This window comes from Nioella nitratireducens (assembly GCF_001879715.1).
GTDB lineage: Bacteria > Pseudomonadota > Alphaproteobacteria > Rhodobacterales > Rhodobacteraceae > Nioella > Nioella nitratireducens.
In genome coordinates this window covers 183798-210161 of record NZ_MNBW01000006.1, presented here as the reverse complement: position 1 = coordinate 210161, position 26364 = coordinate 183798, and the positions used below count along the sequence as shown (strand labels likewise).

The following is a 26364-nucleotide window of genomic DNA, read 5'->3' as shown; positions in this document are numbered from 1 at the left end:
CATGGGCCCCGCACAGGGCCCATGGCGGCATAAGGCGGCGGGCGGTATCTTGCCACTGGTCGGGAACCCTCGCAGGGTCAATCGGCATCCTGGCCCAACGGCAACGTGGCCCGGATTTCCGCGCCCATCTGGTCCAGCGTTCTTTCGGCCTCGGGCAGCAGCCAGCCGGGGAACAACGGCCAGACATGGGGCAGGTTGTGCTCGACCGTCAGCGACGTGTCGATCCCTTGCGCGGTCAGGCGAGAGGCCATGCGGCGGCTGTCATCCAGCAACATCTCGCCATCCCCGACCCAGATCCGCACCGGCGCGGCTCCGGCGAAATCGGCGAAAAGCGGGCTGGCCAGCGGGTCGGCGGGATCGGCCCCCGCGAGATAGACGTCGCGCGATTCGGTGATCCCGCCGGCGGGCAGCAGCATTTCGGTTTGGTCGTTCGTGGCAAAGCTGCTGCCCGACAGGCTCAGGTCCGTCCACGGCGACAGAACCAGCGTTGCCAGCGGTTGCGGCAAGGTGGGATCGGCGCAGATCTGCGCCAGAAGCGACAGGGCCAGCCCACCCCCGGCGCTGTCCCCGGCAAGGATCACGGGTGCTTCCGTCACCATCTGGCGATAGAGCCGCAGCACCGCGGCGGGCGCGGCGGGGAAGGGATGCTCCGGGGCCATCGGGTAATCCGGCACGACCGCGCCGATCCCGGTGCGGGCGGCCAACCGGCCCGCCAGCCCCTTGTGTGTGCGCGGGCTGCCGAAGACATAGCCGCCGCCATGCAGATAAAGCAGGCGCGCGCCGTCTGTCGGCCCGATTTCGAACACGGGCATCTCCGCCCGATCTGTCCAGCGCCAGGCCTGCCCCCTTGGCAGCGGAAACAGCATCCGCGCCTGCCATTCGAACCGTCGCCGAACGCGGGCCAGATCCTCGACATTCAGCCGCGCCAGAGCGGGGCGTTCCACCAGCCGCAGCCAGGTGTTGAGGATCGCGGCCCGGCGGCTCATGCCAGGCGCGCCTCGATCGCTTGCCAGATTGTCTCGGCCACGTTGATGCCATCGAAGCGTTCAAGTTCCTGAATGCCGGTGGGCGAGGTCACGTTGATCTCGGTCAGCCAGCCGCCGATCACGTCGATGCCGACGAAAATCTGCCCCTTTTCGCGCAGAAGCGGCCCGATGCGGGCGCAAATCTCGCGGTCACGGTCGGACAAAGCCACCTTTTCGGGGCGCCCGCCCACATGCATGTTCGAGCGGGTTTCACCGCTGGCCGGCACCCGGTTGATCGCGCCCACGGGCTCGCCATCCACAAGGATCACCCGCTTGTCGCCCGCCGACACGTCGGGCAGGAATTTCTGCGCGATCAACGGTTCACGGTTGATGCCCGCAAAAAGCTCATGCAGCGAATTGAGGTTGCGGTCATTGGGGTCCAGCCGGAACACCCCGGCGCCGCCATTGCCGTAAAGCGGTTTGAGGATGATATCGCCATGCTTGTGCTTGAACGCCTTCAGCGTTTCGAGGTCGCGGGCGATGGTGGTGGGCGGCGTCAGGTCCGGGAAATCGAGGACCATCAGCTTTTCGGGGTAATTGCGCACCCAGAACGGATCGTTCACGACCAGCGTGTCGGGATGAATGCGGTCGAGGATATGCGTCGTGGTGATATAGCCCATGTCGAAGGGCGGATCCTGCCGCAACCAGAGCACGTCTACATCCGCGCCAAGGTCGATCTCCTGCATCTGGCCAAGGGAAAAATGGTTGCCCTTCTCGCGGCGGACGGTCAGCGGCCAGCCACGGGCAGTGACACGGCCTTCCTGATAGGCCAGCATGTCGGGCGTGTAATAGAACAGCTCGTGCCCGCGCACCTGCGCTTCTTCGGCAATTCGAAAGGTGCTGTCGGCGTCGATGTCGATCGGGCCGATGGGGTCCATCTGGATGGCAACCTTGAGCGGCATAGGGGCGTCTCCATTCCCGGGCTTTGGTCCTACATGGCCCGCGGCGGGAAAAGGTGCAATGCCGTCACTGTGCCGTCATGCACACAGCACATTCGGAAGAATGTCGATCTGGCCCGCATCGTCGAGCAGCGCCACATCCACCCGGCAGGGCGTGTTGGCACCGGCGGGCAGGTGGCCAAGGTAGTCTTCGGCAGACAGGAAGATGCGGCTCAGTTGCCGGGGCGAGACACGGGCAGCAGCACGGGCATGGCTGCGGCTTTTCTTGACCTCGATGAAGATCACGTCGCCATCCTTTTGCGCGACGAGGTCGATCTCGCCACCCCGTCCCCGCCAGCGGCGCGACAGGATCACATGGCCGTTGCGGGCATAGCGCCGCGCCACCTGATCTTCCGCCGAAAGCCCCGCGTAGTAGCTGACCGATCCGCTCATCTCTTCTTCTCCAGTTGCAGCGCAGCCTGATAGACATCGCGCTTGGGCAGGCCCATTGTCTTGGCGACCTCTGCCGCCGCGTCCTTGACCGAGAGGGTTTCCAAGGCCGCGCGCAAGGCATCATCGACACGCTCGGCGGACACCGCTTGTGGGGTGCCCTTGCCAACCACCAGCACCACCTCGCCCTTCAGGCTGCGATCCGCGATGGCATTTCGTACGTCAAGGACGGATCCACGCAAGACCTCTTCGAAGCGTTTGGTTAATTCCCGGCAGAGCGCAATTTGCCGATCATCTCCCAAGGTTTCGCCCAAAACATCTAACAAACGGTGAACGCGGCGCGGAGATTCATAGAGAATCAGCGTGGCCTCGACCGGGGCAAGCTCCGCCAGCCATTTCGTCATCGCGCCCTTGGCCTGCGGCGGGAAGCCGGCGAACAGGAACCGGTCGCTCGGCAGGCCCGAAACCGACAGCGCCGCCAGCACCGCCGACGCCCCCGGCGCGGACCAGACCGGCAGCCCCGCCTCGATCACCGCGCGACCCAGTTGATAGCCCGGATCCGCCACCAGCGGCGTGCCCGCCTCGGACACATACGCAACACTCTTGCCCTCGGCGATCAGCGCCGCGATCTTGTCGCGGGTGCCGGGGCCGGAATGGTCGTGATAGGCGATCAACGGGCGGCCTGCCGTAGCAACCCCATGAATTTCCATCAATTTTCGCGCAGTTCGGGTGTCTTCGGCGGCAATCGCATCGGCCCCGGCGAGGATATCGAGCGCGCGCAGGGTGATGTCGCGGGCGCTGCCGATGGGGGTGGCCACGAGGTACAAACCGGCGGCAAGCCGGGCGGCACCGGCGGGGGAGGGCTGATCGGACATGGGCTGGGCCTCTTGGCGTTTACTTGTTTCGCGCGACCGCGTAGGGTCCGCTCGATCCATTTCTTGCGCCTTCTGGAGACGGCCCTTCATGTTCTCTTCTTTCCGCATTCTTCGCAAGTCGCGGCGCGCTGTGCTGCTGTGTCTCACGGCCGGATTGCTGGCCGCCTGCCAGGCCGGGCTGCCCATCGGCGGCGGCCCGCAGGTGCGTAGTGGCGCGCCGGTCAACGTGGCCCTGCTGCTCCCCTATGGCTCGGGCAGCCCGGGCGATGAGATCGTTGCGCGCAGTCTGGAAAACGCGGCGCGGCTGGCCGCTTCGGAGATCGAGGGCGTGCAGCTGAACGTGACCGTCTACAACACCGCCGCCGACCCGGCACAGGCCGCAACCGTCGCGCGGCAGGCCGTGCAGCAAGGGGCCCGCGTGATCGCGGGGCCGCTGCGCTCGGATGCGGCGGCTGCCGTTGGCGTGGCGGTTTCCAACAGCAATATCAGCGTATTGAGCTTCTCCAACAACACCGAGATCGCCGGGGGCAACGTCTTCGTTCTGGGCCACACCTATGCCAACAGTGCCGCCCGGATCGCGCGCTATGCCGTGGCCAATGGCCGGGACAGGATCATGATCCTGCACGCGCAGAACCTGTCGGGCGAGGTCGCGCGCGACGCGGTGGCCAGTGCCGTGCGGGCGGCGGGCGGCACCGTCGCGGGCGTTGCCAGCTACGAATTCTCGCAACAGGGCGTGGTGCAGGCACTGCCCGAGATCATGGCGCAGGTGCGCAGTTCCGGGGCGAACGGGCTGATCTATACCTCTGACGCCTCGGCGGCGCTGCCGCTTTTCGCGCAGCTTTTGCCGGAAAACGGGCTCGACACCGAGGAGGTGCAGGTCATGGGCCTGACCCGGTGGGATGTGCCGTCGCAAACGCTGGAACTGTCGGGCTTGCAGGGGGGCTGGTTCGCCCTGCCCGACCCCGATGCCACCGCCGCCTTCAACGCCCGCTATACCGCCGCCTATGGCGACGGACCCCATGTGCTGGCCCCCATCGCCTATGACGCGATGCGCGCGATTGCAGAGACCGCCGCCGATGCGGGGGCCCTCGGGGCCGCCGATCTGACCGCCTCGCCCGGCTTTGCCGGGGCCAACGGGGTTTTCCGCCTTCGCCCCGATGGCACCGTGGAACGCGCCATGGCCATCGCCGAGGTCTTAGACAATCAGGTTTCCATCATTGACCCTGCCCCAGGACGCCTTGGCGCCGCCGGCTTCTGAGAACCAGCCGCGCCTACCGAAAACCGGGTCTGCCTCGGGGGAGTTGATCCTTCCCGAGGGGGACATTTTCGACGTCGCGGGCGTGCGCGCGCGGCTGGATTCCGTTTTGATCGGCAAGACCGACCCCGGCACGATCCGCGCCGCGACCGTGGCCGAATTGTCAGCGGCCCAAAAGGCCGGGCGGGCGGCGATCGAGGCGGCGTTCGACGCCTCGCCGCTGCTGGCGCGGCGGGTCACGCGGGCCTATGCCTACCTGACCGACGGGATGGTGTGCGAGGCGCTCCGGATCGCCACCACCTACCTGCATCCCAACCCCAACCCGACCGAGGGCGAGCGCATGGCGGTGATGGCCGTAGGCGGCTATGGCCGGGGCGAGATGGCGCCGTTTTCCGATGTCGATCTGCTGTTCGTGCTGCCATGGAAGATGACCGGATGGGCCGAGAGCGTCATTGAATCCAGCCTCTACATCCTGTGGGATCTGCATCTGAAGGTCGGCCATGCCAGCCGCTCGATCCCCGATTGCCTTCGGTTGGCCAAGGGCGACTACACGATCCGCACCTCGTTGCTGGAGATGCGGTTCCTGACCGGCGACGCCGAGATCGGCGACGCGTTGCAGACCACCCTGCGCGAGCAGCTGTTCCGGGGCACCGCCAGCGAATTCATCGAGGCCAAGCTGGACGAACGCGCCGAGCGGCACCGCAAACAAGGCGGCCAGCGCTACATGGTCGAGCCCAATGTGAAAGAGGGCAAGGGGGGCTTGCGCGATCTGCAAACGCTCTACTGGATCGCCAAGTATGAGCATGGCGTCGACAAGGTCGCGGATCTGGTGCGCATCGGCGTGTTCACGCAAGAGGAGTTCGACGAGTTCGACGCTGCCGAGCGGTTCCTCTGGGCGGTGCGTTGCCATATCCACCTGCTGTCGGGCCGGGCGCAGGACCAGTTGACCTTCGACCTTCAGGTCGAGGTGGCCAACCGGATCGGCTATTCCGACCGGGGCGGGCGCCGCGCGGTCGAGCATTTCATGCAGGATTACTTTCTGCACGCCACGCAGGTGGGCGAGTTGACCCGCATCTTCCTGACCGCGATGGAGGCCGCGCATGTCAAGCCCGAGCCGCTGCTGATCGGGCTGCTGAAGGGGCGCCGCCGCCGCAAGAAGCTGAAACCGGGCTACGAAGTGCGGCAGGGGCGGCTGGATATCTCGGACGAGGCTGAATTCCTGTCGGACAAGCTGAACCTGCTGCGGCTGTTCGAGGAGGGCCTGCGCACCGGACTACTGATCCACCCCGACGCGATGCGGCTGGTGACGGCCAATCTGGACCTGATCGACGACGACATGCGCAGCAACAAGGTGGCGACGCGGATCTTTCTTGACCTGCTGCTGAAACACGGCAATCCCGAACGTGCCCTGCGGCGGATGAACGAGCTTGGCGTCCTGGCCGCCTTCATTCCCGAATTCGGCCCGGTCGTGGCGATGATGCAGTTCAATATGTATCACAGCTACACCGTGGACGAGCACACCATTCAGGTGATTTCGACCCTTGCGCAGATCGAGCGCGAAGAGTTGATCGAAGAACTGCCGATCGCCTCGCGCATCCTCAGGAACGGGGTCAATCGCAAGGTGATCTACCTCGCCTGCCTGATCCACGACCTCGGCAAGGGCCGGGACGAGGACCATTCGATTTTCGGCGCGCGTCTGGCGCGGGTGATCTGCCCGCGTCTGGGGTTGAAACCCGACGAGTCCGAGACCGTCGAGTGGCTGGTGCGCTATCACCTGCTGATGTCGGACATGGCCCAGAAGCGCGATCTGTCCGACCCGCGCACGGTGCGCGATTTCGCAAAGGCGGTGAAGACGAAGACACGGCTCGACCTGCTGACGGTGCTGACGGTTTGCGACATTCGCGGCGTCGGGCCGAGCGTCTGGAACAACTGGAAGGCCACCTTGCTGCGCGGCCTTTACCGGGCGACGGCGACGGCGCTGGAAACCGGGTTGGAAGACCTGAACCGCGACAAGCGCCAGAATGAATCCAAACGCGCCCTGCGCGAGCGGCTGGCAGATTGGGAGCGCAAGGCCCTCAAGGCCGAGACCGACAGGCATTACGGGCCCTATTGGCAAGGGCTGGACACTGACAGCCAAGTGGTCTTCGCGGGCCTCTTGCGCGGGATCGCGGATAACGAGATCAGGATCGACACCGATCAGGACATCGACCGCGACGCGACGCGGGTTTGCTTTGCCCTGGCCGACCACCCCGGCATCTTCTCGCGACTCGCGGGGGCGCTGAGCCTTGTGGGCGCAAACGTGGTCGATGCCCGCACCTATACTTCGAAGGACGGTTTCGCCACGGCTGTGTTCTGGGTGCAGGACGCCGAAGGCCACCCCTACGAGGCCAGCCGCCTGCCACGGCTCAAGGGCATGATCGAAAAGACCCTGAGCGGCGAGGTGGTGGCGAGCCACGCCCTCGACAAGCGCGACAAGATCAAGAAGCGCGAGCGGCCGTTCAACGTGGCCACCAACATCACCTTCGACAACGAAGGTTCGGAAATCTACACGATCATCGAGGTGGATACCCGCGACCGGCCCGGCCTGCTCTATGATCTCGCCAAGACGCTGGCGGCCAGCAACATCTATATCGCCAGCGCCGTGATTGCGACCTATGGCGAACAGGTGGTCGACACCTTCTACGTCAAGGACATGTTCGGGCTGAAACTGCACGCGAGGCACCGGCAGGAGGCGCTGGAGAAAAAACTGCGCGACGCGGTGGCGCGGGTTGCAGAACGGGCGGGCGCATGACGCCGCGCCCTATCCGGCTGGTCGCCGGGTTCGTGACCGTCGGCGGCTGGACCATGGCCAGCCGGATTCTCGGGTTCGTGCGGGAAATCATGATCACCGCGTTGATCGGGCCGGGGCCGTTGATGGATGCCTTCGTGGCCGCCTTCCGCCTGCCCAACCTGTTCCGCCGGTTCTTTGCCGAAGGCGCGTTCAACGCGGCCTTTGTGCCGATGTATTCCAAGAAGGCCGAAGCGGACGAGGACACCGCGGGGTTCGCCCGCGACGCGCTGTCGGGGCTGGGGGCGGTGGTGCTGGCTCTGGTGGCGCTTGGCATGATCTTCATGCCCGCGCTGGTCTGGGCCACGGCGGGCGGATTCGTCGGCGATGCGCGGTTCGATCTGGCCGTGGGCTTTGGCCATGTCGTCTTTCCCTACATCTTCTTCATGTCGCTGGCGGCGCTGTTTTCGGGCGTCCTGAACTCTCACGGGCGCTTCGCGGCGGCGGCGGCGGCGCCGGTGATGCTGAACATCCTGGTCATTGCCGCGATGCTGACCGGATACCTGCTGGGGCAGGCCGTGATCCTCTGGCTGGTCTGGGCGATCCCGGTGGCCGGGGTGGCGCAGTTGGCACTGGTCTGGACGGCAACGGGCCGCGCCGGGGTGCATATCCGCCCCGGACGCCCGCGCTGGACCCCCGAGATGAAGCACCTTGTCGCCGTGGGCCTGCCGGCGGCGCTGGCCAACGGCGTGGCGCAGATCAACCTCGTGGTGGGGCAATTGGTGGCGTCGAAGACCGAGGGCGCGATCAGCTGGCTTTTTGCCGCCGACCGCCTGTACCAATTGCCGCTTGGGGTGGTGGGCATCGCCATCGGCATCGTGTTGCTGCCGGAATTGTCCCGGCGGCTGAAGGCCGGGGATGCCGCCGGTGCGCGGCATTCGCTGTCGCGCGCGCTGGAATTCGCCCTGATCCTGACCGTGCCCTGCGCCGTGGTGTTCCTGCTGGTGCCGCTGCCCATCGTGTCGGTGCTTTACGAGCGCGGCCAGACCGACGCGGGCGACGCGGCAAATATCGCCAGCGCGGTGGCGATCTATGGGCTGGGGCTGCCGGCCTTCGTGCTGCAAAAGCTGCAACAGCCGGTGTTCTTCGCCCGCGAGGACACGACAACACCGTTTCGCTTCGCACTGGTGGCCATGGTCATCAACGCCGTGCTGGCCTTTGGGCTGATGCCAATGATCGGCTGGCTTGCGCCCGCCGTGGCCGCAACCACGGCGGCGTGGACAATGACCGGCCTGCTGTGGCTGGGCGCGCGGCGCTTTGGCGATGCGGTCAAGCTGGATGCCAAGGCGCGGCGGTCCAGCCCGCGCATCCTGCTGGCCTCGTTGATCATGGGCGCGGCGGTCTGGGGGGCGGCGCTTGGGCTGCAAGGGGCGTTGGCGACAGGCGGGCTGCGCTACCTGGCTTTCCTTGGCCTCGTGGGGGTCGGGGTCGTCGTCTACGGTGGCGCGGCACAGGTGACCGGGGCGTTCCGGTTGTCGGACCTGCGCAAGGGGATGCGGCGCGGCGGGTAAAGCGCGTGATCGCCGCCGCTTGGGCGCGCGCCGTGGCCGCTCAGTCGTGGCGGTTACCGCCGCCGCAAACGCACCAAAAGGCGATGCCAACCGCCGGGGCTGACCACGAAGGACAGCAGGAACCCGGCAGCGAAACCGCTGAGATCGGCGACCACATGGCCGTAATTGCCCTGCAACACCGCGAACACCAACTGGATGCCCAGAAGCATCCCGATCAACCCGAACGCCGAGGCCTGGTTCTGGCCTGTCTGGGCAAGGCTGACCCATCGCAGGAAGGAAAACGCCCCGATCAGCCCGTAGACGCCGGGATAGCCGCCAAGCAGCGGATAGGGCGAGTTCAGGAACAGAACAAAGGCAAACGCCCCGAAAACGGCCGAGACCCAGAATATCGCGAGGAAGGCGAGCGACGAAAACACCTCGGCCACCATCTTGCCGATGGCGAGGATGAAAACCACGACGAAGGCCGCGTGGACAAAGCCGCTATGGATCAGCGGATAGGTGACGAAACGCGCCATCTGTTGCAGCGGGAAGCTGCGGTTGGCCAGCATCCATTCCCACACGGAGTCGAGAACCGCGTAGTCCTGCAACGCCGCCAGACGCCAGCCGACGCCGCCCTGCCCGCCCAGAAAACCAGCGGTGGCAAGCTGGAACATGACCTCTAGCCCGCCGATCACGACAGCGAGCGCCACCACCACCGGCGGCAAGGCGTTGAATGGAGAACGGCTCTGCTCCATGCTGCGTCTTTCCCTCTAGGTTGACGGGCCTGCCCCCCGTGGGTAAGCGAAGCGCGCGCGGATGACCAGACGCCCTTTTCGCGCAGGGGCAGGCAAAGGTGACAGCGATGAGCGACACGACTTTCAAGCCGCGGGTCTTTTCCGGCATTCAGCCCTCTGGCGGGCTGACGCTTGGCAATTACCTCGGTGCAATGAAGCGCTTCGTGGACATGCAGGATGCGGGAACGCATGAGACGATCTATTGTATGGTCGATCTGCACGCGATCACTGTCTGGCAAGACCCCGCGACGCTGACCCGCAACACGCGAGAGCTTTGCGCCGGTTTCATCGCCGCCGGGATCGACCCCGAAAAGAGCATCCTGTTCAACCAAAGCCAGGTGCCCGAGCACGCACAACTGGGCTGGATCTTCAACTGCGTGGCGCGCATGGGCTGGATGGGCCGCATGACCCAGTGGAAGGACAAGGCGGGCAAGAATGCCGAGGCGGCGTCGCTGGGGCTGTTCGCCTATCCGGCGCTGATGGCGGCAGATATCCTGATCTACCACGCGACGCATGTGCCCGTGGGCGAGGACCAGAAACAGCATCTGGAACTGACGCGGGACGTGGCGACGAAGTTCAACCATGACTTCGGTGTCGATTTCTTCCCGATCACCGAACCGGTGATCGAAGGCGCCGCGACGCGGGTGATGAACCTTCAGGACGGCACCAAGAAGATGTCGAAATCCGACCCGTCGGACCGCACCCGCATCAATATGACCGACACCGCCGACGAGATCGCCAAGAAGATCAAGAAGGCCAAGACCGACCCCGACCCGCTGCCCGAAACCGCCGAAGGGCTGGAAGGCCGACCCGAGGCGCGCAACCTGGTGAATATCTGGGCCGGGCTTGCCGATCAGACCGTCGAGGACGTGGTGGCGCAGAACGCGGGCAAGATGTTTGGCTATTTCAAGCAAGACCTCGCGGAGCTGGCGGTCGAGAAGCTTGCCCCGATCTCGACCGAGATGGCGCGGCTGATGGAAGAGCCTGCCGAGATTGACCGCATTCTTGGCCGCGGGGCCGAGCGTGCGCGCGAAATCGCAACGCCGATCCTGGAAAAGACCTACGACATCGTTGGCATGGTGCGCAGCTAAGCGCGGATACTTGTCGACAGCACGGTCTGGGCCGGGCCCCGCGTGGGCCCGGTCCGATTCCGCGCCTGCCGTTGCGTCACATCTCTTGATCGTGTCGCCTGCACGCATATTTATGTGAAGCGCGGTTCATATTTCCTTAACAACCGCGCGCCATACACGTGACCACCCAAGGCGCGTATTTTTCTGAAAACCTGATATCGAAGGAGATGCCATGCAAAAGGCAACGTCCGCTTCACTGCCCGTTCAGGGAAAAGGTCAGGGCTCCACGCCTAAACCCGAGGCACCGGAACGTCCGGTGACGATGGGATACCAGCTCGGGTTTACGTCTGGACCTCTGACCTAAAACGACGCATGTTGGTCGCCAAAGATCAGGAGGACTCAATGGCGACCGGCACCAATATCCGCACCTATTTCGAAGGCAAATGGCATGACGGCAACGTGCCGATCATGCACGCCGCCGACCACGGCGCGTGGCTGGGGGGGACTGTGTTCGACGGCGCCCGCTATGCGCATCGGCTGGCCCCTGACCTGATGGCCCATTGCGAACGGATCAACCGCTCTGCCCGCGCCCTGATGATGGAGCCGACCCATAGCGCAGAGCAGATTTTCGACATCGTGTGGCAGGGTATCCGCCTCTATGATGCCGATACCGCGCTGTATATCCGGCCAATGTACTGGAGCATCGACGGCGGCCCCTCGGCCATCGTTCCCAAGTCCGACTCCACCGGGTTCTGCGTCTGTCTGGAAGAAATCCCGCTGTCGTCGCCCGACGCGACGGCGCGCCTGTGCAGCACCCAATTCCGCCGCCCCGTGCTGGCCGACAACGTGACCAACGCCAAGGCGGGCTGCCTCTACCCCAACAATGCCCGGATGCTGGCCGAAGTGCGGGCCAAGGGGTTCGACAATGCGCTGGTGGCCGATGCCATGGGCAATGTCGCCGAAAGCGCCACCGCCAACGTCTTCATCGCCAAGGACGGCGTCGTGCAGACCCCGATCCCCAACGGCACTTTCCTGTCGGGCATCACCCGCGCGCGCCATATCAAGAACCTGCGCGCCGCCGGGTACGACGTGCAGGAAAAGGTGCTGAGCTTTGACGATGTGCGCGACGCGGACGAGGTTTTTCTGTCGGGCAACATGACCAAGGTCACGCCGGTGGTGGAATTCGACGGCACCTCTTACCAGGTCGGCCCCGTCGCCCGTGACGCCTTGAAACTGTATTGGGACTGGGCCAAGAGCGAAGGGTAAACACAATGATTGCCTGCGCCGCCGACCTCGGTCATGATGTGCGCCGGTGAACCGAGGACCCTCACATGCGCAAATTCCTTGTCGTCCTCGACGACTCCCGCGAATGCCTGAACGCCATGCGCTTCGCTGCGATGCGCGCGGCGCATACAGGGGCCGGGGTGCAAATCCTGTCGGTCATTCCGCCCGATGAATTCAACCATTGGATCGGTGTTGGCGAGGTCATGCGGGCCGAGGCGCGCGAGCGGATCGAGGCGCATTTCGACGTCTTCGCCAAGTGGATGCGCGACAAGCAGAATATCGACCCGGAACTGGTGATCCGCGAGGGCGAGCCGCTGGACGAGATCCTGAGCCAGGTCTCGGACGATCGGGAAATCGGGGTGTTGGTTCTGGGCGCGGGCACCGAGCGCAAGGGGCCGGGGCCGCTGGTGACAGCCCTGACCAAGAACGCCGGCACCCTGCCCGTTCCCATCACGATCGTGCCCGGAGAACTGTCGAAGGAACAGCTGGAAGCGATCACCTGATCCTTTAGAACGGTTCTAAATCTTGACTTCGCCGGTCAGGAACCGCATATCACGGCAGAGCCGCGAAGGAGCTTTCCCATGTTCATCCAGACCGAATCCACGCCGAACCCCGCGACGCTGAAATTCCTGCCGGGCCAGCAAGTGCTTGAGTCCGGCACTGCCGACTTCCCCGCCGCCGACACCGCCGGGACGTCGCCGCTGGCGAGCCGCATCTTTGGCGTGTCCGGTGTTGCGGGCGTCTTCCTCGGCACCGATTTCGTGACCGTGACCAAGGCCGAGGCGGTGGAATGGGACCATGTGAAACCCGCTATCCTCGGCGCAATCATGGAGCATTTCCAATCCGGCGCCCCGGTGATGGAAGGCAGCGACGCCGCTGGCGGCCATGCCGCGCATGAGGGCGAAGATGCGGAAATCGTCGGCCAGATCAAAGAATTGCTCGACACCCGCGTGCGCCCCGCCGTGGCGCAGGATGGGGGCGACATCACCTTTCACGGCTTTGATCGCGGCATCGTCTACCTGCATATGCAAGGTGCCTGTGCGGGTTGCCCCTCGTCCACCGTAACGCTGAAGATGGGCATCGAGAACCTGCTGCGCCACTATATCCCCGAGGTGATCGAGGTGCGGCCCGTTGCCGTCTGACCCGCTGATCCTTGGCTTTGACACATCGGCCGCGCATTGCGCGGCCGCTTTGCTGTCGGGCGACACGGTCCTGGCCGCCGCCCACGAAGAGATGGCCAAGGGGCAGGCCGAGCGGCTGATGCCGCTTGTTCAACAGGTTCTGGCAGAGGCCGGGGTTGCGCTGAGCGAACTGGGCGCCGTTGGCGTCGGCGTCGGGCCGGGCAATTTCACCGGTATCCGCATTTCCGTGGCCGCCGCACGGGGGCTGACGTTGGCGCTTGGCATTCCGGCTGTGGGCGTGTCGCTGCTGGAGGCGTTGACGCTCGGGGCCGAAGGCTCGGTGCTGGCCTGCCTTGATGCGCGGCGCGATCACCTCTACCTGCAACGCTTTGCCGACGGGGCAGACAAGGGGCCTGCGCTGGTGCCGTTCGCCGAGGTCGATGAATGGGCCCTGCCCGGCCTGACCTGCATTGGCCAACGGGCAGACGAGGTGGCCAACGCGCTTGGCGCCACCGCGGCGCAAGCGGTCTTCGGCCCGGCCGAGGCCATTGCCCGCATTGCTGCCACCCGCTGGCACAATGCCCCCGCGCGTCCGGCGCCCCTTTACCTGCGCGCGCCCGATGCCGCACCCGCCCGCGCCCCGGGGCCGGTGATGTTGCCGTGACGCCAGACGCCCTCGCCCATCTGCATGGAAGTTGCTTCACCTTTCCCCGACCATGGAGTGCAAAGGAATTCGCCGGGCTTCTGGCCTCGGATTTCTGTGATCTGGTAAGCGCCGAGGCCGGGTTCGCCCTGATCCGCACCATTGCCGGCGAAAGCGAGTTGCTGACCATCGCGGTCGCGCCCGAGGCGCGGCGGCAGGGGCTGGGGCGGGCGGTGCTGGGGCAGGCCGTGCAGGCAGCGCGGGCCAAAGGCGCCGACGAGATGTTTCTGGAGGTCGCCGCCGACAACCGCCCGGCCATTTGGCTTTATGAATCATCCGGGTTTTCCGCAGTGGGACGCCGCGCGGGATACTACCGCCAGCCAGACGGGCAGCGCGTCGACGCGGTGCTGATGGCGCGGGCGATCTAGGGCCTTTGCGGCCAGCCCCAAACGCCCCCGCGACGATTATCGCACCGAGATCACCCCGCCCGAGAAAGTTTACGCGAGAAGACGGTTGACCCTGCGACCGGCCTTTGCCCTAATTCCCGGTGGGGATCTACTGATCTTTTTTTCAGGCAAGGCGCGCCCATTGGCACATAACAGCCTGCCGATATCCAACCGGGAGAGATAAACATGACTCTTTTCAAGAAACTGTTCGGGGCTGCTGCGGCCTTGACGCTGACGGCCACGGCAGCCGCGGCGCAAGATCCTGCCATCATTTTCGACCTCGGCGGCAAATTCGACCGTTCGTTCAACGAAGCGGCCTATAACGGCGCGGAACGGTGGGCGGAAGAATCCGGCGGCAGCTATCGTGAAATCGAACTGCAATCCGACGCACAGCGCGAACAGGCGATGCGTCGTCTGGCCGAAGCAGGGTCGAACCCGATCGTGATGGCGGGCTTCAGCCAGGCCTCGGCGCTGTCGGTGGTGGCCCCCGACTATCCCGACACGACCTTCGTCATCATCGACGGCGTGGTCGATGAGCCGAACGTGCGCTCGATCATCTTCGCCGAGCACGAGGGGTCTTACCTCGTCGGGATGCTGGCTGGCATGGCCTCCGAGACCGGCGTTGTCGGCTTTGTCGGCGGCATGGACATTCCGCTGATCTCGCGCTTTGGCTGCGGCTATGCGCAGGGTGTGCGCGCTGTGAACCCCGATGCGACCATCATCCAGAACATGACCGGCACCACGCCCGCCGCATGGAACGACCCGGTGCGCGGCGGTGAACTGACCCGCGCCCAGATCGCACAAGGGGCAGACGTGGTCTTTGCCGCTGCTGGCGGCACCGGCCTTGGGGTTTTGCAGACCGCGGAAGATGAAGGCATCTTCTCGATCGGCGTCGATTCCAACCAGAACTACCTGCACCCCGGCTCGGTCCTGACCTCGATGCTCAAGCGCGTCGACGTGGCCGTTTATGATGCCTTCACCAATGGCATGGACGGCACGCTGGAAACCGGCATCGTCACCCTTGGCCTCGCCGAGAACGGCGTTGGCTATGCGTTGGACGAAAACAACGAGAGCCTGATCACCGAAGAGATGATGGCGCGTGTCGATGCAGCGCGGGACGCAATCATCGCGGGCGAGATCGAGGTGCACAATTATTCCGATGACGGCGCCTGCCCGGTGCAATAATCGCTCGGACGACAGATGACACGACGGGCCGCCCGACCGGCGGCCCGTTTCATTTCGGCGGGCCTCTCTGGACAGATGCCCGCGCTTTGGTCACAGTTTTCCCAATCGCGCGCCCGCACGGCCCGCGACAAGAACAAGCGACAGGGACGGGCTGCACCCCATGACAGAGACAGCGACCGACGCCGCGCCTTTCGCCATCGAGCTGAAGGGCATTTCCAAGGCCTTCGGGCCGGTTCAGGCCAACAAGGACATCTCGCTTCAGGTCCGCAAGGGCACGATCCACGGGATCGTAGGCGAAAACGGGGCGGGAAAGTCGACGCTGATGTCGATCCTCTACGGCTTTTACAAGGCCGACGCGGGCGAGATCCTGATCAATGGCACCCCCACGACGATCCCCGACAGTCAGGCCGCGATCAGCGCCGGGATCGGCATGGTTCACCAGCATTTCAAACTGGTCGAGAATTTCACCGTGGTCGAGAACGTGATTCTGGGCGCGGAAGATGGCGCGATGCTGACCCCGTCGGTCAACAAGGCGCGCAAGCTGCTGAAACAACTGGCCGAGGAATACCAGTTGCATGTCGATCCCGATGCCGTCGTCGAAGACCTGAGCGTCGGCCATGCGCAGCGGGTGGAAATCCTGAAACAGCTTTACCGGCAGGCCGATGTACTGATCCTCGACGAGCCGACGGGCGTATTGACCCCGTCCGAAGCCGATCACCTGTTCCGCATCCTCAATGGGCTGAAGGACGAGGGCAAGACCATCATCCTGATCACCCACAAGCTGCGTGAGATCATGGAAGTGACCGATACGGTCAGCGTGATGCGCCGGGGCGAGATGACGGCGACGGTCAAGACCGCCGAGACCAGCCCCGAGCAACTGGCCGAGCTTATGGTGGGCCGCAAAGTGCTGTTGCGGGTCGACAAGCAGCCGGCCAGGCCCGGCGACGTGGTGCTGGACGTGACTGACCTGAAGGTCATCGACGAGCACAAGGTCGAAAAGCTGCGCGGCATTTCCCTGCATATCCGGGCCGGAGAAATCCTTGGCGTGGCGGGCGTGGCGGGCAACGGGCAGTCGGAACTGTTGGAGGTGCTTGGCGGGATGATGACGGCCCAAGGCGGCAGCATCAGCGTGAACGGACAAGAGATCGACCTGAGCGGCAAGCATTCAGACGGCCAAAGCCGCCGCGCGCGCGGCATTGCCCATGTGCCGGAAGACCGGCAGCGCGAGGGGCTGATCATGCCCTTCATGGCGTGGGAAAACATCGCCTTCGGCTATCATCACGATCCGGCCTACCAGAAAAACCGGCTGTTCATGGACAACGCGGCGCTCAAGCGGATCACCGCGACGGAAATGGAAAGCTACGACGTGCGCCCCCCGAACCCGATGTTGCAGGCCAAGAACTTTTCCGGAGGCAACCAGCAGAAGATCGTCGTCGCGCGCGAAATCGAGCGCAACCCGGACCTGTTGCTGGTCGGCCAGCCGACGCGGGGCGTCGATATCGGCGCCATCGAGTTCATTCACAAACAGATCATCGCTCTGCGCGATCAGGGCAAGGCAATCCTGCTGGTCTCGGTCGAACTGGATGAGATCATGTCGCTGAGCGACCGCATCGCCGTCATGTTCGACGGCAGAATCATGGGGGAACGCCTGCCCGACGAGACGGATGAAGGCGAGTTGGGCCTGCTGATGGCCGGTGTCACCAAGGGGGCCGCGTAATGGACAAGATGCCAAGATGGGCGGATATCGTCCTGATTCCCTTCATCAACCTGCTGCTGGCACTGGTCGTGTCGGGGCTGGTCGTCCTGTATATCGGGGAAAGCCCGTGGGAAGCGATGAAGATCATGGTGCGCGGCTCGGTCGGCAGCCCCTATGGCTGGGGCTATACGCTGTTTTATGCCACCAACTTCATCTTCACCGGGCTTGGCGTCGCGGTCGCCTTTCACGCCAAGATGTTCAACATCGGCGGCGAGGGGCAGGCGGCGCTTGGCGGGCTTGGCGTGGCAATGGTCTGCTTGCTGATCCCGTGGCCGCATTGGTCCATCGCGCTGCTGGCCGCCGTGATCGGCGCGGCGGCCTTTGGCGCGGCTTGGGCGGCGATCCCGGCCTATCTGCAAGCCAAGCGTGGCAGCCACATCGTGATCACCACGATCATGTTCAACTTCATCGCCTCGGCGCTGCTGGTTTATCTGCTGGTCAACGTGTTTCGCGTGCCCGGCTCGATGGCGCCGGAAACCGCGCGCTTTGCGGAAGCCGCGCGCCTGCCCAATGGCTATGACATCGCGCCGTGGCTTGGCTTCAGCCGGTCGACGCCGCTGAATGTATCGTTCCTGCTGGCCATCGCTGCCTGCGTTTTTGTCTGGCTGCTGATCTGGAAAACCCGGTTGGGCTATGAAATTCGCGCCTATGGCCATTCCCAGACCGGGGCGGTCTATGCCGGGATCAACCCGGTGCGGATCATCATGATCTCGATGCTGATTTCCGGCGGGCTGTCGGGAATGATGGCGATCAACGGCGTGATGGGCGAAGCCGAACGGCTGGTGATCGACCCGGTGCAGGGGGCGGGCTTCGTCGGGATCGCGGTGGCCCTGATGGGCCGCTCGCACCCGGTGGGCGTGTTCCTTGCCGCGCTGCTGTTCGGGATGCTTTACCAGGGCGGGGCCGAACTGGAATTCGAAATGCCTGCGGTCAGCCGCGAAATGCTGTTGGTCATTCAGGCGCTTGTCATCCTCTTTACCGGCGCGCTCGACAACATGGTGCGGATGCCGGTGGAACGTCTGTTCCTGAGCCTGCGGAAAGGAAGCTGAGCCATGGATCTTGCAATGCTGCTGCAACTGCTCGACTCCTCTGTCCGACTGGCGACGCCCCTTTTGCTGGCCTGTCTGGCAGGGCTGTTTTCCGAGCGGGCCGGGATTTTCGACATCGGGCTTGAGGGCAAGATTCTGGTCTCGGCCTTTTTCTCGGCTGCGGTTGCGGCCTTTACCGGGAGTGTTTGGATCGGGCTGCTGGCGGGGATCGGATCGTCAATCGTTTTTGCCCTGTTGCACGGGTTGGCCTCTATCACGTTCCGCGGCAACCAGTTGATTTCCGGCGTGGCGATCAATTTCCTCGCGTCGGGGATGACGGTGGTTCTGGGCGACAGTTGGTTCCAGATCGGCGGGCGCACCCCGCAATTGGAAGGGCACGCGCGGTTTCAGAACCTGACCCTGCCCTTTGCCGAGCAGGTGCGTGACGTGCCGGTGCTTGGCGCGATCTATCACGACCTACTCTCGGGGCACTCGATCCTCGTCTATGTGGGGTTCCTTTTGGTGCCGCTGACATGGTGGGTGCTGTTCCGCACCCGGTTCGGCTTGCGCCTGCGCGCGGTCGGCGAGAACCCCGCGGCAGTGGACACGGCGGGCATCTCGGTTGTGCGGATGCGTTATACGGCAGTGATCATCTGCGGCGTGCTCTGCGGGATTGCCGGCGCCTACCTGGCCACCGGCCTGTCGGCTGGCTTTGTGCGAGAGATGAGCGCGGGCCGTGGCTTTATCGCGTTGGCGGCGCTGATCTTCTCGAAATGGCGGCCGTGGTATGCGCTGATGGCGTGTTTTCTGTTCGGCTTGCTTGATGCCACCGGCAGCCTGTTCCAGAACATCCATGTCGCGGGCATCAGTGTTCCGGTCCAGTTCATGCAGGCCCTGCCCTACATCCTGACCGTGGTGATCCTTGCAGGCTTCGTCGGCAAGGCCATTCCACCGCGCGCAGGAGGCGAGCCGTATGTTAAGGAACGTTAACTGTTCCGATCTGTCGCAGGCGCGGCACGGCGGCATGACCTAGAAAGCGTCACAAGAGCGCAGTAAGGAAACTCAGCAAGTCAAGAGAGTCCGCCGATGCAAATCTACCTGCCCATTGCCGAAGTCAGCGTGAACGCGTTTCTGCTGTTCGGAATCGGTGGGCTGGTGGGCATCCTGTCGGGCATGTTCGGGGTCGGCGGCGGGTTCCTGATCACGCCGCTTCTGTTCTTTGCGGGCATACCGCCGGTGGTTGCCGTGGCGACCTCGGCCAACCAGATCGTTGCATCGTCCATTTCCGGCGTGATCGCCCATTTCCAACGCAAGACGGTCGATCTGAAGATGGGGATCGTGCTGTTGATCGGCGGCCTCGTCGGCGCGGCGCTTGGGGTGCAGGTCTTTGCCGCGCTGGAACGGATCGGGCAGGTCGATCTCTTGGTTCGGCTTTGCTATGTCGTCTTCCTCGGCATCATCGGCGCGATGATGCTGATCGAGAGCATCCGCGCAATCCGGGCCTCGAAGCGGTCGGGCGGCGCACCGGCCCCACGGCGGCAACGGGGCTGGGTCCATGCCCTGCCCTTCAAGATGCGGTTCCGCAGTTCCGGCCTCTATATCTCGGCCATTCCACCGCTTTTGGTGGGGCTGGCCGTGGGGATCCTGTCGGCGGTCATGGGCGTGGGCGGCGGCTTTATCATGGTGCCCGCGATGATCTATCTGCTGGGGATGCCGACCAAGGTCGTTGTCGGCACCTCGCTGTTCCAGATCATCTTCGTCACCGCCTTCACCACGCTGATGCACGCCATCACCAGCCAGAGCGTCGACATGGTTCTGGCGTTGATGCTGATCCTTGGCGGGGTCATCGGCGCGCAGTTCGGCGCCCGCATCGGGGTCAAGCTGAAGGCCGAATACCTGCGCGTGCTGCTGGCAAGCCTCGTGTTGATGGTCAGCGGCAAGATCGCACTGGAGCTGGTGCTGCGCCCGGCCGAACTCTTCGGTCTGTCATGATCGGGGGCGGGGGCATGATGGTGCGTCATATCACACCGGCCGGGCTGCTTCGCGGGCTGCTGGTGCTGTGCGCCCTGATCTGGGCCGAAACCGCCGCGCGGGCCGAGTCTGTCGTGGCGGGGCTGAGCCAGAACGAGGTGTCGATCACCGCGAATTTCAACGGTTCGTCGATCCTGATCTTCGGGGCGGTCGAACGCTACGCGCCCTTGCCCGTCGGCGGCGACCCGCTGGAGGTCATCATCACCGTGGAAGGCCCCGACCACCCGGTCACGGTGCGCCGGATGGATCGCCAATATGGAATCTGGATGAACACCGAGGAGGTGCAGATCGACGCGGCCCCGACCTTCTATGCCGTGACCACGACCGCGCCGTTCACAGACATCGTCAGCGACACCGAGGATTTACGGCATCGCATTTCCATCCCGCGCGCGATCCGGGCCGTCGATACGGCCACCGCGAACCAGCGCGATTTCACGCAGGCCGTGATCCGCATCCGCACCCATGAGGGGCTGTATCAATTGCTGGAAGGCGCCGTGACCCTGCGCAACCAGACCCTGTTTGATACGTCGATCCGGCTTCCCTCGAACCTGGTCGAGGGGGACTACACGGCGCGGATTTTCCTGACCCGCTCGCGCGAAGTGGTGGCCAGCTACGAGTCGCATATCGCCGTGCGCAAGGTCGGGCTGGAGCGGATGCTCTACAATCTCGCCTACGAACAGCCGGTGATCTACGGGCTGCTGTCGATCGTCATTGCCGTCATCGCCGGGTGGATGGCCTCGGCCGTTTTCCGCTACATCCGCGCCGGGTAAGGCGGATCGGGGCGCATGTGGTTGCGGTGTGGCGCGGCACGCCTCCTGTCTCGATCTGACATGTCCGGAAAGCGCGACCCCGGCACCGCATCCGTGCAGATTCGACCTAGCCGCGCCCGATGAAGGGCATTTCGTTGGCCATGACCGTCAGGCTCGGCACGTTGGCCTCGGGCGGCAGGTTGGCCATGTACCAGACCGCGTCTGCCACGTCGCTTGCCTCCATCACCGCTTCGGCGCGAATGCTGCCATCGGCCTGCCGCGCCCCCTGTGCGATGCCCGTGGTCATCTCGGTCGCGGCGTTGCCGATGTCGATCTGCCCGGCGGAAATGCCAAGGCGCCGCCCGTCAAGGTTGAGCGTCTTGGTCAGCCCGCTGACGCCGTGCTTGGTCGTCGTGTAGCAGACCGATCCGGGGCGGGGCACATGGGCGGAAATCGAGCCGTTGTTGATGATCCGCCCGCCCGCTGGCGATTGCGCCCGCATCTGCGCAAACGCCGCGCGGGCACACAGGAACATGCCGGTCAGGTTCACATCCAGCACCGAGCGCCAATCCCTCAGGCTGATCTCGTCGATCGGGCCAGAGGGGCCGAAGCTGCCCGCGTTGTTGAACAGCGTGTCAATCCGCCCGGCCGTCTTGACGACGTCCGCGAAGGCGCCGGCCACCTCTTCTTCGTTGGTAACGTCGCAGGGCAACGCCAGTGCGCGCTTGTGCGCCTTGGCCAGATCCTGCAACGGCGCGGCGCGCCGGGCCAGCAGGGCCACGGTCCAGCCCCCGTCCAGGAACCGTTCGGCCACCGCGCGGCCTATACCGGCGCTGGCGCCGGTGACAACGATCACCTTGCTCATATCCCGTCCTCCTCGGCTTCCAGTGTCAGCGGCGCAGCCGGGGCTTGCAAGTCCGCGGTGGTCAGCGGCTCTTGCGGCTTGGACAGGCGATAGCGCGTGATCCAGATCAGCCGCTCCTCGGCGCGGGTGATGGCCACATAGGCCAACCGCTTCCACAACGCCTGCCCCGCTTCGATCCGGCCCGCTCGGCTGGCGGCATAGATATCAGGCGCAAAGACCTGCACATCCCGCCACTGCGAGCCTTGCGCCTTGTGGATCGTCACCGCCGCCCCGTGCAGGAAGGCCGCCCCCATGCGCGCCGCATAGGGAATGAAGGGCTCTTCCTCGTCCGGCTTCTCGATCTTGACGATCGAGGCCGCCGAGAACCGCGGGGCCTCTGCCCCGACAACGTGCAAGCGGGAAAATCCGGGTTTGCGACCGGGGCCCAGATAGACCACCTGCGCGCCCTTGATCAGGCCGCGCGCCTCTAGGTCGATGCGCTTCTTGCGGTGTTTCACGGGCAGTTCGATCCCGTCACAAACCAGCGGCTCGCCGGGCAACAGGGCGTCTTCCGGCGCGCCATGGGCAACACGAAATGCGCGGATCAGCCGGATACGGGTGGCATTGCGCCAGACCAGAACCGGGCTGCGCGCCATCAGATCGCTATCGGCGCGGCCACTGATGACGATACGGCTGTCACGAGTCGCAGCCTCTTCCACCATTCGCTCGAACTGCTCGAAACGCAGCTCGGGGTCGGACAGGGCATGGGCCAGGTCAAGGATCGGGTTGTCCGCTTCTTGCCGGTGAATGCGGCGCAACATCAGCCGGGCGGGCTCGGCCAGCTTGTCAAAGACCATCTCGCCCGACTGTCCAACCGGGGCCAACTGCGCGGGGTCGCCGAACAGCACCAGCATCGGGAAGATCTCGCGCAGGTCGTCGAACTGACGCTCGTCCAACATCGAGCTTTCATCGACGAACCCGATATCGAGCGGGTCTTCACGCCGTTTCCAGCCGGTAATGAAATCCGACCCCCGCAAGCCTGCCGACGCCAAGGCCGCGGGCACCGATTTATGCGCCTCGTAAACCGCCTTGGCCCGGTCCAGTGCCGCGTCGGTCAGCGCCTCGATCTCGGGCCGCTCGCCCTGCCCCGCCAGCCATTCCGCCACCTTCTCGTATTCCGGGTCATAGACCGGGGTGTACAGGATGCGGTGGATGGTGGTCGCGGGCACGCCCCGGCGGCGCAGCACACTGGCGGCCTTGTTGGTCGGTGCCAGCACGGCCAGCGTGCGCCGGTCCTTGCGGCGCTTGCCCTCCCAATCGGCCGAAACGATATCGACGCCGGTTTCTTCCAGCGCCTTAACAAGCTCGGCCAGCAGCATGGTTTTGCCACTACCCGCCTTGCCGATCACCGCCAGCACCTGCGCCTTGCCTTCGGCGGCGGGCACCAGCGTTTCGGCATCCAGATCCACGCCCATGCCGCGCAATGCTTCGGTCAGACGGTCAAAGGCCGCGGCCTGATCCTCGGAATATGTAATGGGCTGCTTTTCCATGTGTGCACCCTACTTTGGGCCGCAAACGGGCGCCACGCGAAATGCGCGCCTGTCGCTCTTCCCGCCCCGAATACCCCCGCCGAACGCCCTTTGCCGAAGCGCCTTTGGCGAGAAGGCCGACCAGACAAAAGAAAACCGCCCCGGGACTCCTCCTCCCCGGGGCGGTCGCGCGGGCGCGGACAGGGCCTTACTTGGTCGGCCCGGCTTCCAGCACATCCTCCAGCGTCAGCAGCCCGGTGCGCGGCGCCTGTACCAGAACCGACATGTTGCCGGGCTTGTGCTGGTTGCGCAGCATCTTGAGATGCGCGTCGGGCAGTTCGGCCCAAGGGAAGACTTCCGACATGCTGGGGTCGAGACGGCGCTCGACCATCAGCTTGTTGGCCGCCGCCGCCTGTTTGAGATGCGCGAAATGGCTGCCTTGCAGGCGCTTTTGGTGCATCCACATGTAGCGCACATCGAAGGTGCAGTTAAAGCCGCTGGTGCCCGCGCAGATCACCACCATGCCGCCCTTCTTGCAGACGAAGGTGGAAACCGGGAAAGTCGCTTCGCCGGGATGTTCGAATACGATGTCAACGTTGTTGCCTTTGCCGGTGATGTCCCAGATCGCCTTGCCGAAGCGGCGCACCTCCTTGAACCACGCGGCATATTCGGGGGTGTTCACCGTGGGCAACTGGCCCCAGCAATCGAAATCCTTGCGGTTGATGACACCCTTGGCGCCAAGGTCCATCACGAAGTCGCGCTTGTCCTCGTCCGAGATCACACCGATGGCATTCGCGCCCGCGGTGTTGATCAACTGGATCGCGAAAGACCCCAGCCCGCCAGACGCGCCCCAAACCAGCACGTTCTGGCCTGGCTTCAGTTCATGAGGGTGGTGGCCGAACAGCATCCGGTAGGCGGTGGCCAGCGTCAGCGTGTAGCACGCGCTTTGTTCCCAGGTCAGGTGCTTGGGGCGCGGCAATAGCTGCTGTGCCTGCACGCGGGTGAACTGGGCGAAAGAGCCATCCGGCGTCTCATAGCCCCAGATCCGCTGCGAGGGGGAATACATCGGGTCGCCGCCGTTGCACTCCTCGTCATCGCCATCGTCCTGGTTGCAATGGATCACGACCTCGTCGCCGACCTTCCAGCGTTTGACCTTGTCTCCCACGGCCCAAACGATCCCCGAGGCATCGGACCCCGCAATGTGATAGGGTGCCCCATGGCCGTCGAACGGGCTGATCGGCACACCGAGACCCGCCCAGACACCGTTGTAATTGACACCTGCGGCCATCACCAGAACCAGCACTTCGTGGCTGTCGATCGCTGGCGTGTCCACGACCTCGACCTGGAACGCCTTGTCCGGCTCGCCATGACGCTCGCGGCGGATCGCCCAGGCATGCATCTGCTTCGGCACGAACCCCATCGGGGGCATTTCGCCCATGGCATAAAGGTCTTTTTCGGGCGCGTCGTAGCTGGTGATTGCGGGGTTGCTGTCCAAGGCCATCAGCTCCTCCAGGATCAAATTTCTGCAGCGCGGAACTGTTCCGTGCTCTTGCAGCAAGTCGTAATATTGGCCACGCAACTATGCAACCCTGAAAAGGGGTATTTGGGAAATATTATGTCGTGACGAATTCCGAGGTCGCGATTTCAGGGGGTAAATCGCCCAAAACAGAAGTTACGGACCGCGCATAGAAGGCCACCAGCGCCTCGCCTTCTTCGGTCAAGGTGAAGGAATCATCCTGCAGGTGCAGAATCTTTCGCCCCGCGAGGGTCTTCAATGCGGCCTCGATCGTATAGGCGAGATCGCGTTTCGGCAGGAAGACCGGCGCACCCGCCTCCAACGCCCGTGCGAACCGGTCCTCGATGGCCGGCAATAGCGCCGATTGGCTGCGCAAGCCCGAAGCCATGGCATGGGCAATCACTGGGAATGGCAGCACAGGCATGACATGGTCGATCCGGGCCATCAGGTCGGCGCCAAGCTCTTCTGTCCGTCCGTCGTGCTGGGCCAGAAGGTCGGACAAGCTGACAGGCGCACCGAAGCTGACCGCAGCGATGCCGTGGCGGTGCGCCTGCCGGGTGATCTTTTGCCAGACCAGTTGGCGCAGGTAGCGAAAGATCGGCTTCAGCGAAAACCGAAAGCTGCGATTGCCCTCGGTCTGCGCCCGGATCAGGGTCCGGTCCTCCATCACCCGGTCATAGTTCAGCGCGACCGGAACAAAGACCACCTCACGGCTTTTGCCGGGCGTGTAGCCGTCGATGATGTAGGACAACAGCCCGAGCTTGGGGTCACGCAAAGCGCCGGTACGGCTGAGCCCCCCTTCGGGAAAAACCGCCTGCGTGACGCCGTTTTCCGTCGCCATCTGCACATAGCGGGCCAACACCTTGCGGTAGAGCGCGTTGTTGTGGCGGCGGCGGATAAAGTAGCCGCCGAGCATCCGGATGAGCGGCTGCAACGGCCAGACCCGCGCCCATTCCCCCACCGCGTAGGCCAGTGCGGTGCGGTCAGCGGCCAGCCATGTGACCAGCACATAATCCATGTTCGAGCGGTGGTTCATCACGAAGATCACCGTCTTGTCGGTGCCGATCGCCTCTAGTGCGGCGACGTTCTGTGCCCCCACCCGCACCCGGTAGAGCGAGCGCGACAAGAAGCGCGCGGCCCGGATGGCGAACCCGAAATAAGTAAAGGCCGAGAAGGAGGGCACGATCTCGCGGGCGTATTTCTCGGCCAGTTGGGCGGCGACGTCCTCGCGCATCCCGCGCTCGGTCGCATGGTCGACGATGGCCTGCGCAACCTCGGGGTCATAGCGCAGCCGCAGGATGGTATCGTTCCGCCGCGCCAGCTTGAAGGGCTGGATCGGAAAGGACAGCCGTTCATTCAATCGTTCGACCGCCCGTTCCAACCGCCGCCGCAGATACCAGCGGACCGAGGGCATCAAGACCCGGTCAAGCGCCGTGACAGCCGCAAACAGCATCACGAGGATCAACAGCCAAGCCGGTATTTCGATCAGGGTGGTCATCCGAGGGACGGTGGCAGGAAATCCCCGGCCGATCAATCTGCTGAATCCGGGCCGGGGGTTGACCCTTGGC

The 26364-nt window shown here is 64.5% G+C and carries 24 protein-coding genes; 15 read left to right on the top strand and 9 right to left on the bottom strand.

Features of this window, described 5'->3' with window-relative positions:
• Positions 1 to 77 precede the first annotated feature (77 nt).
• The 4 genes from BKY27_RS07815 to rsmI form a co-directional block, all read right to left on the bottom strand.
• Positions 78 to 986 carry an alpha/beta hydrolase gene (locus tag BKY27_RS07815; RefSeq protein WP_071673889.1) on the bottom strand — a complete coding sequence of 303 codons (909 nt, stop codon included), beginning with the start codon at positions 984 to 986 and terminating at the stop codon, positions 78 to 80.
• The gene (gene gshB, locus BKY27_RS07810) at positions 983 to 1927 is read right to left on the bottom strand and encodes a glutathione synthase (RefSeq protein ID WP_071673888.1); all 945 of its coding nucleotides are present in this window, start codon (positions 1925 to 1927) and stop codon (positions 983 to 985) included. Before gshB ends, BKY27_RS07815 begins: the two co-directional genes overlap by 4 nt.
• Positions 1928 to 2002: 75 nt before the next feature.
• Entirely contained in the window at positions 2003 to 2356 is a 354-nt protein-coding gene (locus BKY27_RS07805) for a YraN family protein (RefSeq protein ID WP_071673887.1), read from the bottom strand.
• The gene (gene rsmI, locus BKY27_RS07800; RefSeq protein ID WP_071673951.1) at positions 2353 to 3228 is read right to left on the bottom strand and encodes a 16S rRNA (cytidine(1402)-2'-O)-methyltransferase; all 876 of its coding nucleotides are present in this window, start codon (positions 3226 to 3228) and stop codon (positions 2353 to 2355) included. Before rsmI ends, BKY27_RS07805 begins: the two co-directional genes overlap by 4 nt.
• A gap of 88 nt (positions 3229 to 3316) precedes the next feature.
• Here rsmI and BKY27_RS07795 point away from each other — a divergent pair, with 88 nt between their 5' ends.
• From BKY27_RS07795 to murJ, 3 genes are read left to right on the top strand one after another with little or no spacing between them, the layout of a single operon-like run.
• On the top strand, positions 3317 to 4486 hold the full coding sequence (locus tag BKY27_RS07795) for a penicillin-binding protein activator (RefSeq protein WP_071673886.1): 1170 nt from the start codon (positions 3317 to 3319) through the stop codon (positions 4484 to 4486).
• Positions 4446 to 7274, top strand: coding sequence for a [protein-PII] uridylyltransferase (locus BKY27_RS07790; RefSeq protein WP_071673885.1), 2829 nt, complete (start codon positions 4446 to 4448; stop codon positions 7272 to 7274). The genes BKY27_RS07795 and BKY27_RS07790 overlap by 41 nt, the downstream gene beginning before the upstream one ends.
• Complete coding sequence (gene murJ, locus BKY27_RS07785) at positions 7271 to 8821, top strand: murein biosynthesis integral membrane protein MurJ (RefSeq protein ID WP_071673884.1); 1551 nt, start codon at positions 7271 to 7273, stop codon at positions 8819 to 8821. Before BKY27_RS07790 ends, murJ begins: the two co-directional genes overlap by 4 nt.
• Before the next feature lie 53 nt (positions 8822 to 8874).
• Here murJ and BKY27_RS07780 read toward each other — a convergent pair whose 3' ends face one another.
• On the bottom strand, positions 8875 to 9555 hold the full coding sequence (locus tag BKY27_RS07780; RefSeq protein ID WP_071673883.1) for a rhomboid family intramembrane serine protease: 681 nt from the start codon (positions 9553 to 9555) through the stop codon (positions 8875 to 8877).
• Positions 9556 to 9662: 107 nt separating this feature from the next.
• On the opposite strand from BKY27_RS07780, the gene trpS reads away from it, so the two are divergent.
• The 12 genes from trpS to BKY27_RS07720 all read left to right on the top strand — a co-directional run bounded on the left by trpS (position 9663) and on the right by BKY27_RS07720 (position 20928).
• Positions 9663 to 10685 carry a tryptophan--tRNA ligase gene (gene trpS / locus BKY27_RS07775; RefSeq protein WP_071673882.1) on the top strand — a complete coding sequence of 341 codons (1023 nt, stop codon included), beginning with the start codon at positions 9663 to 9665 and terminating at the stop codon, positions 10683 to 10685.
• A gap of 381 nt (positions 10686 to 11066) precedes the next feature.
• Positions 11067 to 11930 carry a branched-chain amino acid aminotransferase gene (locus tag BKY27_RS07770; RefSeq protein ID WP_071673881.1) on the top strand — a complete coding sequence of 288 codons (864 nt, stop codon included), beginning with the start codon at positions 11067 to 11069 and terminating at the stop codon, positions 11928 to 11930.
• 65 nt (positions 11931 to 11995) lie between these two features.
• Entirely contained in the window at positions 11996 to 12451 is a 456-nt protein-coding gene (locus BKY27_RS07765) for a universal stress protein (protein WP_071673880.1), read from the top strand.
• Between the two features lie 78 nt (positions 12452 to 12529).
• Positions 12530 to 13090 carry a NifU family protein gene (locus tag BKY27_RS07760; RefSeq protein WP_071673879.1) on the top strand — a complete coding sequence of 187 codons (561 nt, stop codon included), beginning with the start codon at positions 12530 to 12532 and terminating at the stop codon, positions 13088 to 13090.
• Positions 13080 to 13733, top strand: a complete 654-nt coding sequence (tsaB, locus tag BKY27_RS20330) for a tRNA (adenosine(37)-N6)-threonylcarbamoyltransferase complex dimerization subunit type 1 TsaB (RefSeq protein WP_071673878.1) — start codon at positions 13080 to 13082, stop codon at positions 13731 to 13733. Before BKY27_RS07760 ends, tsaB begins: the two co-directional genes overlap by 11 nt.
• On the top strand, positions 13730 to 14140 hold the full coding sequence (locus tag BKY27_RS07750; RefSeq protein ID WP_071673877.1) for a GNAT family N-acetyltransferase: 411 nt from the start codon (positions 13730 to 13732) through the stop codon (positions 14138 to 14140). Before tsaB ends, BKY27_RS07750 begins: the two co-directional genes overlap by 4 nt.
• A 204-nt stretch (positions 14141 to 14344) precedes the next feature.
• On the top strand, positions 14345 to 15343 hold the full coding sequence (locus tag BKY27_RS07745) for a BMP family lipoprotein (RefSeq protein WP_071673876.1): 999 nt from the start codon (positions 14345 to 14347) through the stop codon (positions 15341 to 15343).
• Between the two features lie 160 nt (positions 15344 to 15503).
• Positions 15504 to 17060 (top strand): ABC transporter ATP-binding protein, encoded by a 1557-nt coding sequence (locus BKY27_RS07740; RefSeq protein ID WP_071673875.1) that lies wholly within the window; start codon positions 15504 to 15506, stop codon positions 17058 to 17060.
• On the top strand, positions 17060 to 18148 hold the full coding sequence (locus tag BKY27_RS07735; RefSeq protein ID WP_071673874.1) for an ABC transporter permease: 1089 nt from the start codon (positions 17060 to 17062) through the stop codon (positions 18146 to 18148). Before BKY27_RS07740 ends, BKY27_RS07735 begins: the two co-directional genes overlap by 1 nt.
• A gap of 3 nt (positions 18149 to 18151) precedes the next feature.
• Positions 18152 to 19117: an ABC transporter permease gene (locus BKY27_RS07730; RefSeq protein ID WP_071673873.1), complete on the top strand. Its 966-nt coding sequence runs from the start codon at positions 18152 to 18154 to the stop codon at positions 19115 to 19117.
• Positions 19118 to 19213: 96 nt separating this feature from the next.
• Positions 19214 to 20119 carry a sulfite exporter TauE/SafE family protein gene (locus BKY27_RS07725; protein ID WP_071673872.1) on the top strand — a complete coding sequence of 302 codons (906 nt, stop codon included), beginning with the start codon at positions 19214 to 19216 and terminating at the stop codon, positions 20117 to 20119.
• 14 nt (positions 20120 to 20133) lie between these two features.
• Complete coding sequence (locus BKY27_RS07720; protein ID WP_233491797.1) at positions 20134 to 20928, top strand: TIGR02186 family protein; 795 nt, start codon at positions 20134 to 20136, stop codon at positions 20926 to 20928.
• A 106-nt stretch (positions 20929 to 21034) separates the two neighbouring features.
• On the opposite strand, the gene BKY27_RS07715 is transcribed toward BKY27_RS07720, so the two are convergent.
• From BKY27_RS07715 to BKY27_RS07700, 4 genes are all read right to left on the bottom strand, one after another.
• On the bottom strand, positions 21035 to 21772 hold the full coding sequence (locus tag BKY27_RS07715) for an SDR family oxidoreductase (RefSeq protein WP_071673871.1): 738 nt from the start codon (positions 21770 to 21772) through the stop codon (positions 21035 to 21037).
• Positions 21769 to 23301 carry an ATP-dependent DNA helicase gene (locus BKY27_RS07710; RefSeq protein WP_071673870.1) on the bottom strand — a complete coding sequence of 511 codons (1533 nt, stop codon included), beginning with the start codon at positions 23299 to 23301 and terminating at the stop codon, positions 21769 to 21771. The genes BKY27_RS07715 and BKY27_RS07710 overlap by 4 nt, the downstream gene beginning before the upstream one ends.
• Before the next feature lie 187 nt (positions 23302 to 23488).
• Complete coding sequence (gene ccrA, locus BKY27_RS07705) at positions 23489 to 24781, bottom strand: crotonyl-CoA carboxylase/reductase (protein ID WP_071673949.1); 1293 nt, start codon at positions 24779 to 24781, stop codon at positions 23489 to 23491.
• Between the two features lie 112 nt (positions 24782 to 24893).
• A complete protein-coding gene (locus BKY27_RS07700) occupies positions 24894 to 26294 on the bottom strand; it encodes a 1-acyl-sn-glycerol-3-phosphate acyltransferase (protein WP_071673869.1) in 1401 nt (466 codons plus the stop codon).
• Positions 26295 to 26364 lie beyond the last annotated feature (70 nt).

Bases quoted from the DNA above. Each gene is read 5' to 3' on its own strand.
- BKY27_RS07815 (WP_071673889.1), bottom strand. From the start codon at position 986: ATGAGCCGCCGGGCCGCGATCCTCAACACCTGGCTGCGGCTGGTGGAA.
- gshB (WP_071673888.1), bottom strand. From the start codon at position 1,927: ATGCCGCTCAAGGTTGCCATCCAGATGGACCCCATCGGCCCGATCGAC.
- BKY27_RS07805 (WP_071673887.1), bottom strand. From the start codon at position 2,356: ATGAGCGGATCGGTCAGCTACTACGCGGGGCTTTCGGCGGAAGATCAG.
- rsmI (WP_071673951.1), bottom strand. From the start codon at position 3,228: ATGTCCGATCAGCCCTCCCCCGCCGGTGCCGCCCGGCTTGCCGCCGGT.
- BKY27_RS07795 (WP_071673886.1), top strand. From the start codon at position 3,317: ATGTTCTCTTCTTTCCGCATTCTTCGCAAGTCGCGGCGCGCTGTGCTG.
- murJ (WP_071673884.1), top strand. From the start codon at position 7,271: ATGACGCCGCGCCCTATCCGGCTGGTCGCCGGGTTCGTGACCGTCGGC.
- BKY27_RS07780 (WP_071673883.1), bottom strand. From the start codon at position 9,555: ATGGAGCAGAGCCGTTCTCCATTCAACGCCTTGCCGCCGGTGGTGGTG.
- trpS (WP_071673882.1), top strand. From the start codon at position 9,663: ATGAGCGACACGACTTTCAAGCCGCGGGTCTTTTCCGGCATTCAGCCC.
- BKY27_RS07770 (WP_071673881.1), top strand. From the start codon at position 11,067: ATGGCGACCGGCACCAATATCCGCACCTATTTCGAAGGCAAATGGCAT.
- BKY27_RS07765 (WP_071673880.1), top strand. From the start codon at position 11,996: ATGCGCAAATTCCTTGTCGTCCTCGACGACTCCCGCGAATGCCTGAAC.
- BKY27_RS07760 (WP_071673879.1), top strand. From the start codon at position 12,530: ATGTTCATCCAGACCGAATCCACGCCGAACCCCGCGACGCTGAAATTC.
- BKY27_RS07745 (WP_071673876.1), top strand. From the start codon at position 14,345: ATGACTCTTTTCAAGAAACTGTTCGGGGCTGCTGCGGCCTTGACGCTG.
- BKY27_RS07740 (WP_071673875.1), top strand. From the start codon at position 15,504: ATGACAGAGACAGCGACCGACGCCGCGCCTTTCGCCATCGAGCTGAAG.
- BKY27_RS07735 (WP_071673874.1), top strand. From the start codon at position 17,060: ATGGACAAGATGCCAAGATGGGCGGATATCGTCCTGATTCCCTTCATC.
- BKY27_RS07730 (WP_071673873.1), top strand. From the start codon at position 18,152: ATGGATCTTGCAATGCTGCTGCAACTGCTCGACTCCTCTGTCCGACTG.
- BKY27_RS07725 (WP_071673872.1), top strand. From the start codon at position 19,214: ATGCAAATCTACCTGCCCATTGCCGAAGTCAGCGTGAACGCGTTTCTG.
- BKY27_RS07720 (WP_233491797.1), top strand. From the start codon at position 20,134: ATGATGGTGCGTCATATCACACCGGCCGGGCTGCTTCGCGGGCTGCTG.
- BKY27_RS07715 (WP_071673871.1), bottom strand. From the start codon at position 21,772: ATGAGCAAGGTGATCGTTGTCACCGGCGCCAGCGCCGGTATAGGCCGC.
- BKY27_RS07710 (WP_071673870.1), bottom strand. From the start codon at position 23,301: ATGGAAAAGCAGCCCATTACATATTCCGAGGATCAGGCCGCGGCCTTT.
- ccrA (WP_071673949.1), bottom strand. From the start codon at position 24,781: ATGGCCTTGGACAGCAACCCCGCAATCACCAGCTACGACGCGCCCGAA.
- BKY27_RS07700 (WP_071673869.1), bottom strand. From the start codon at position 26,294: ATGACCACCCTGATCGAAATACCGGCTTGGCTGTTGATCCTCGTGATG.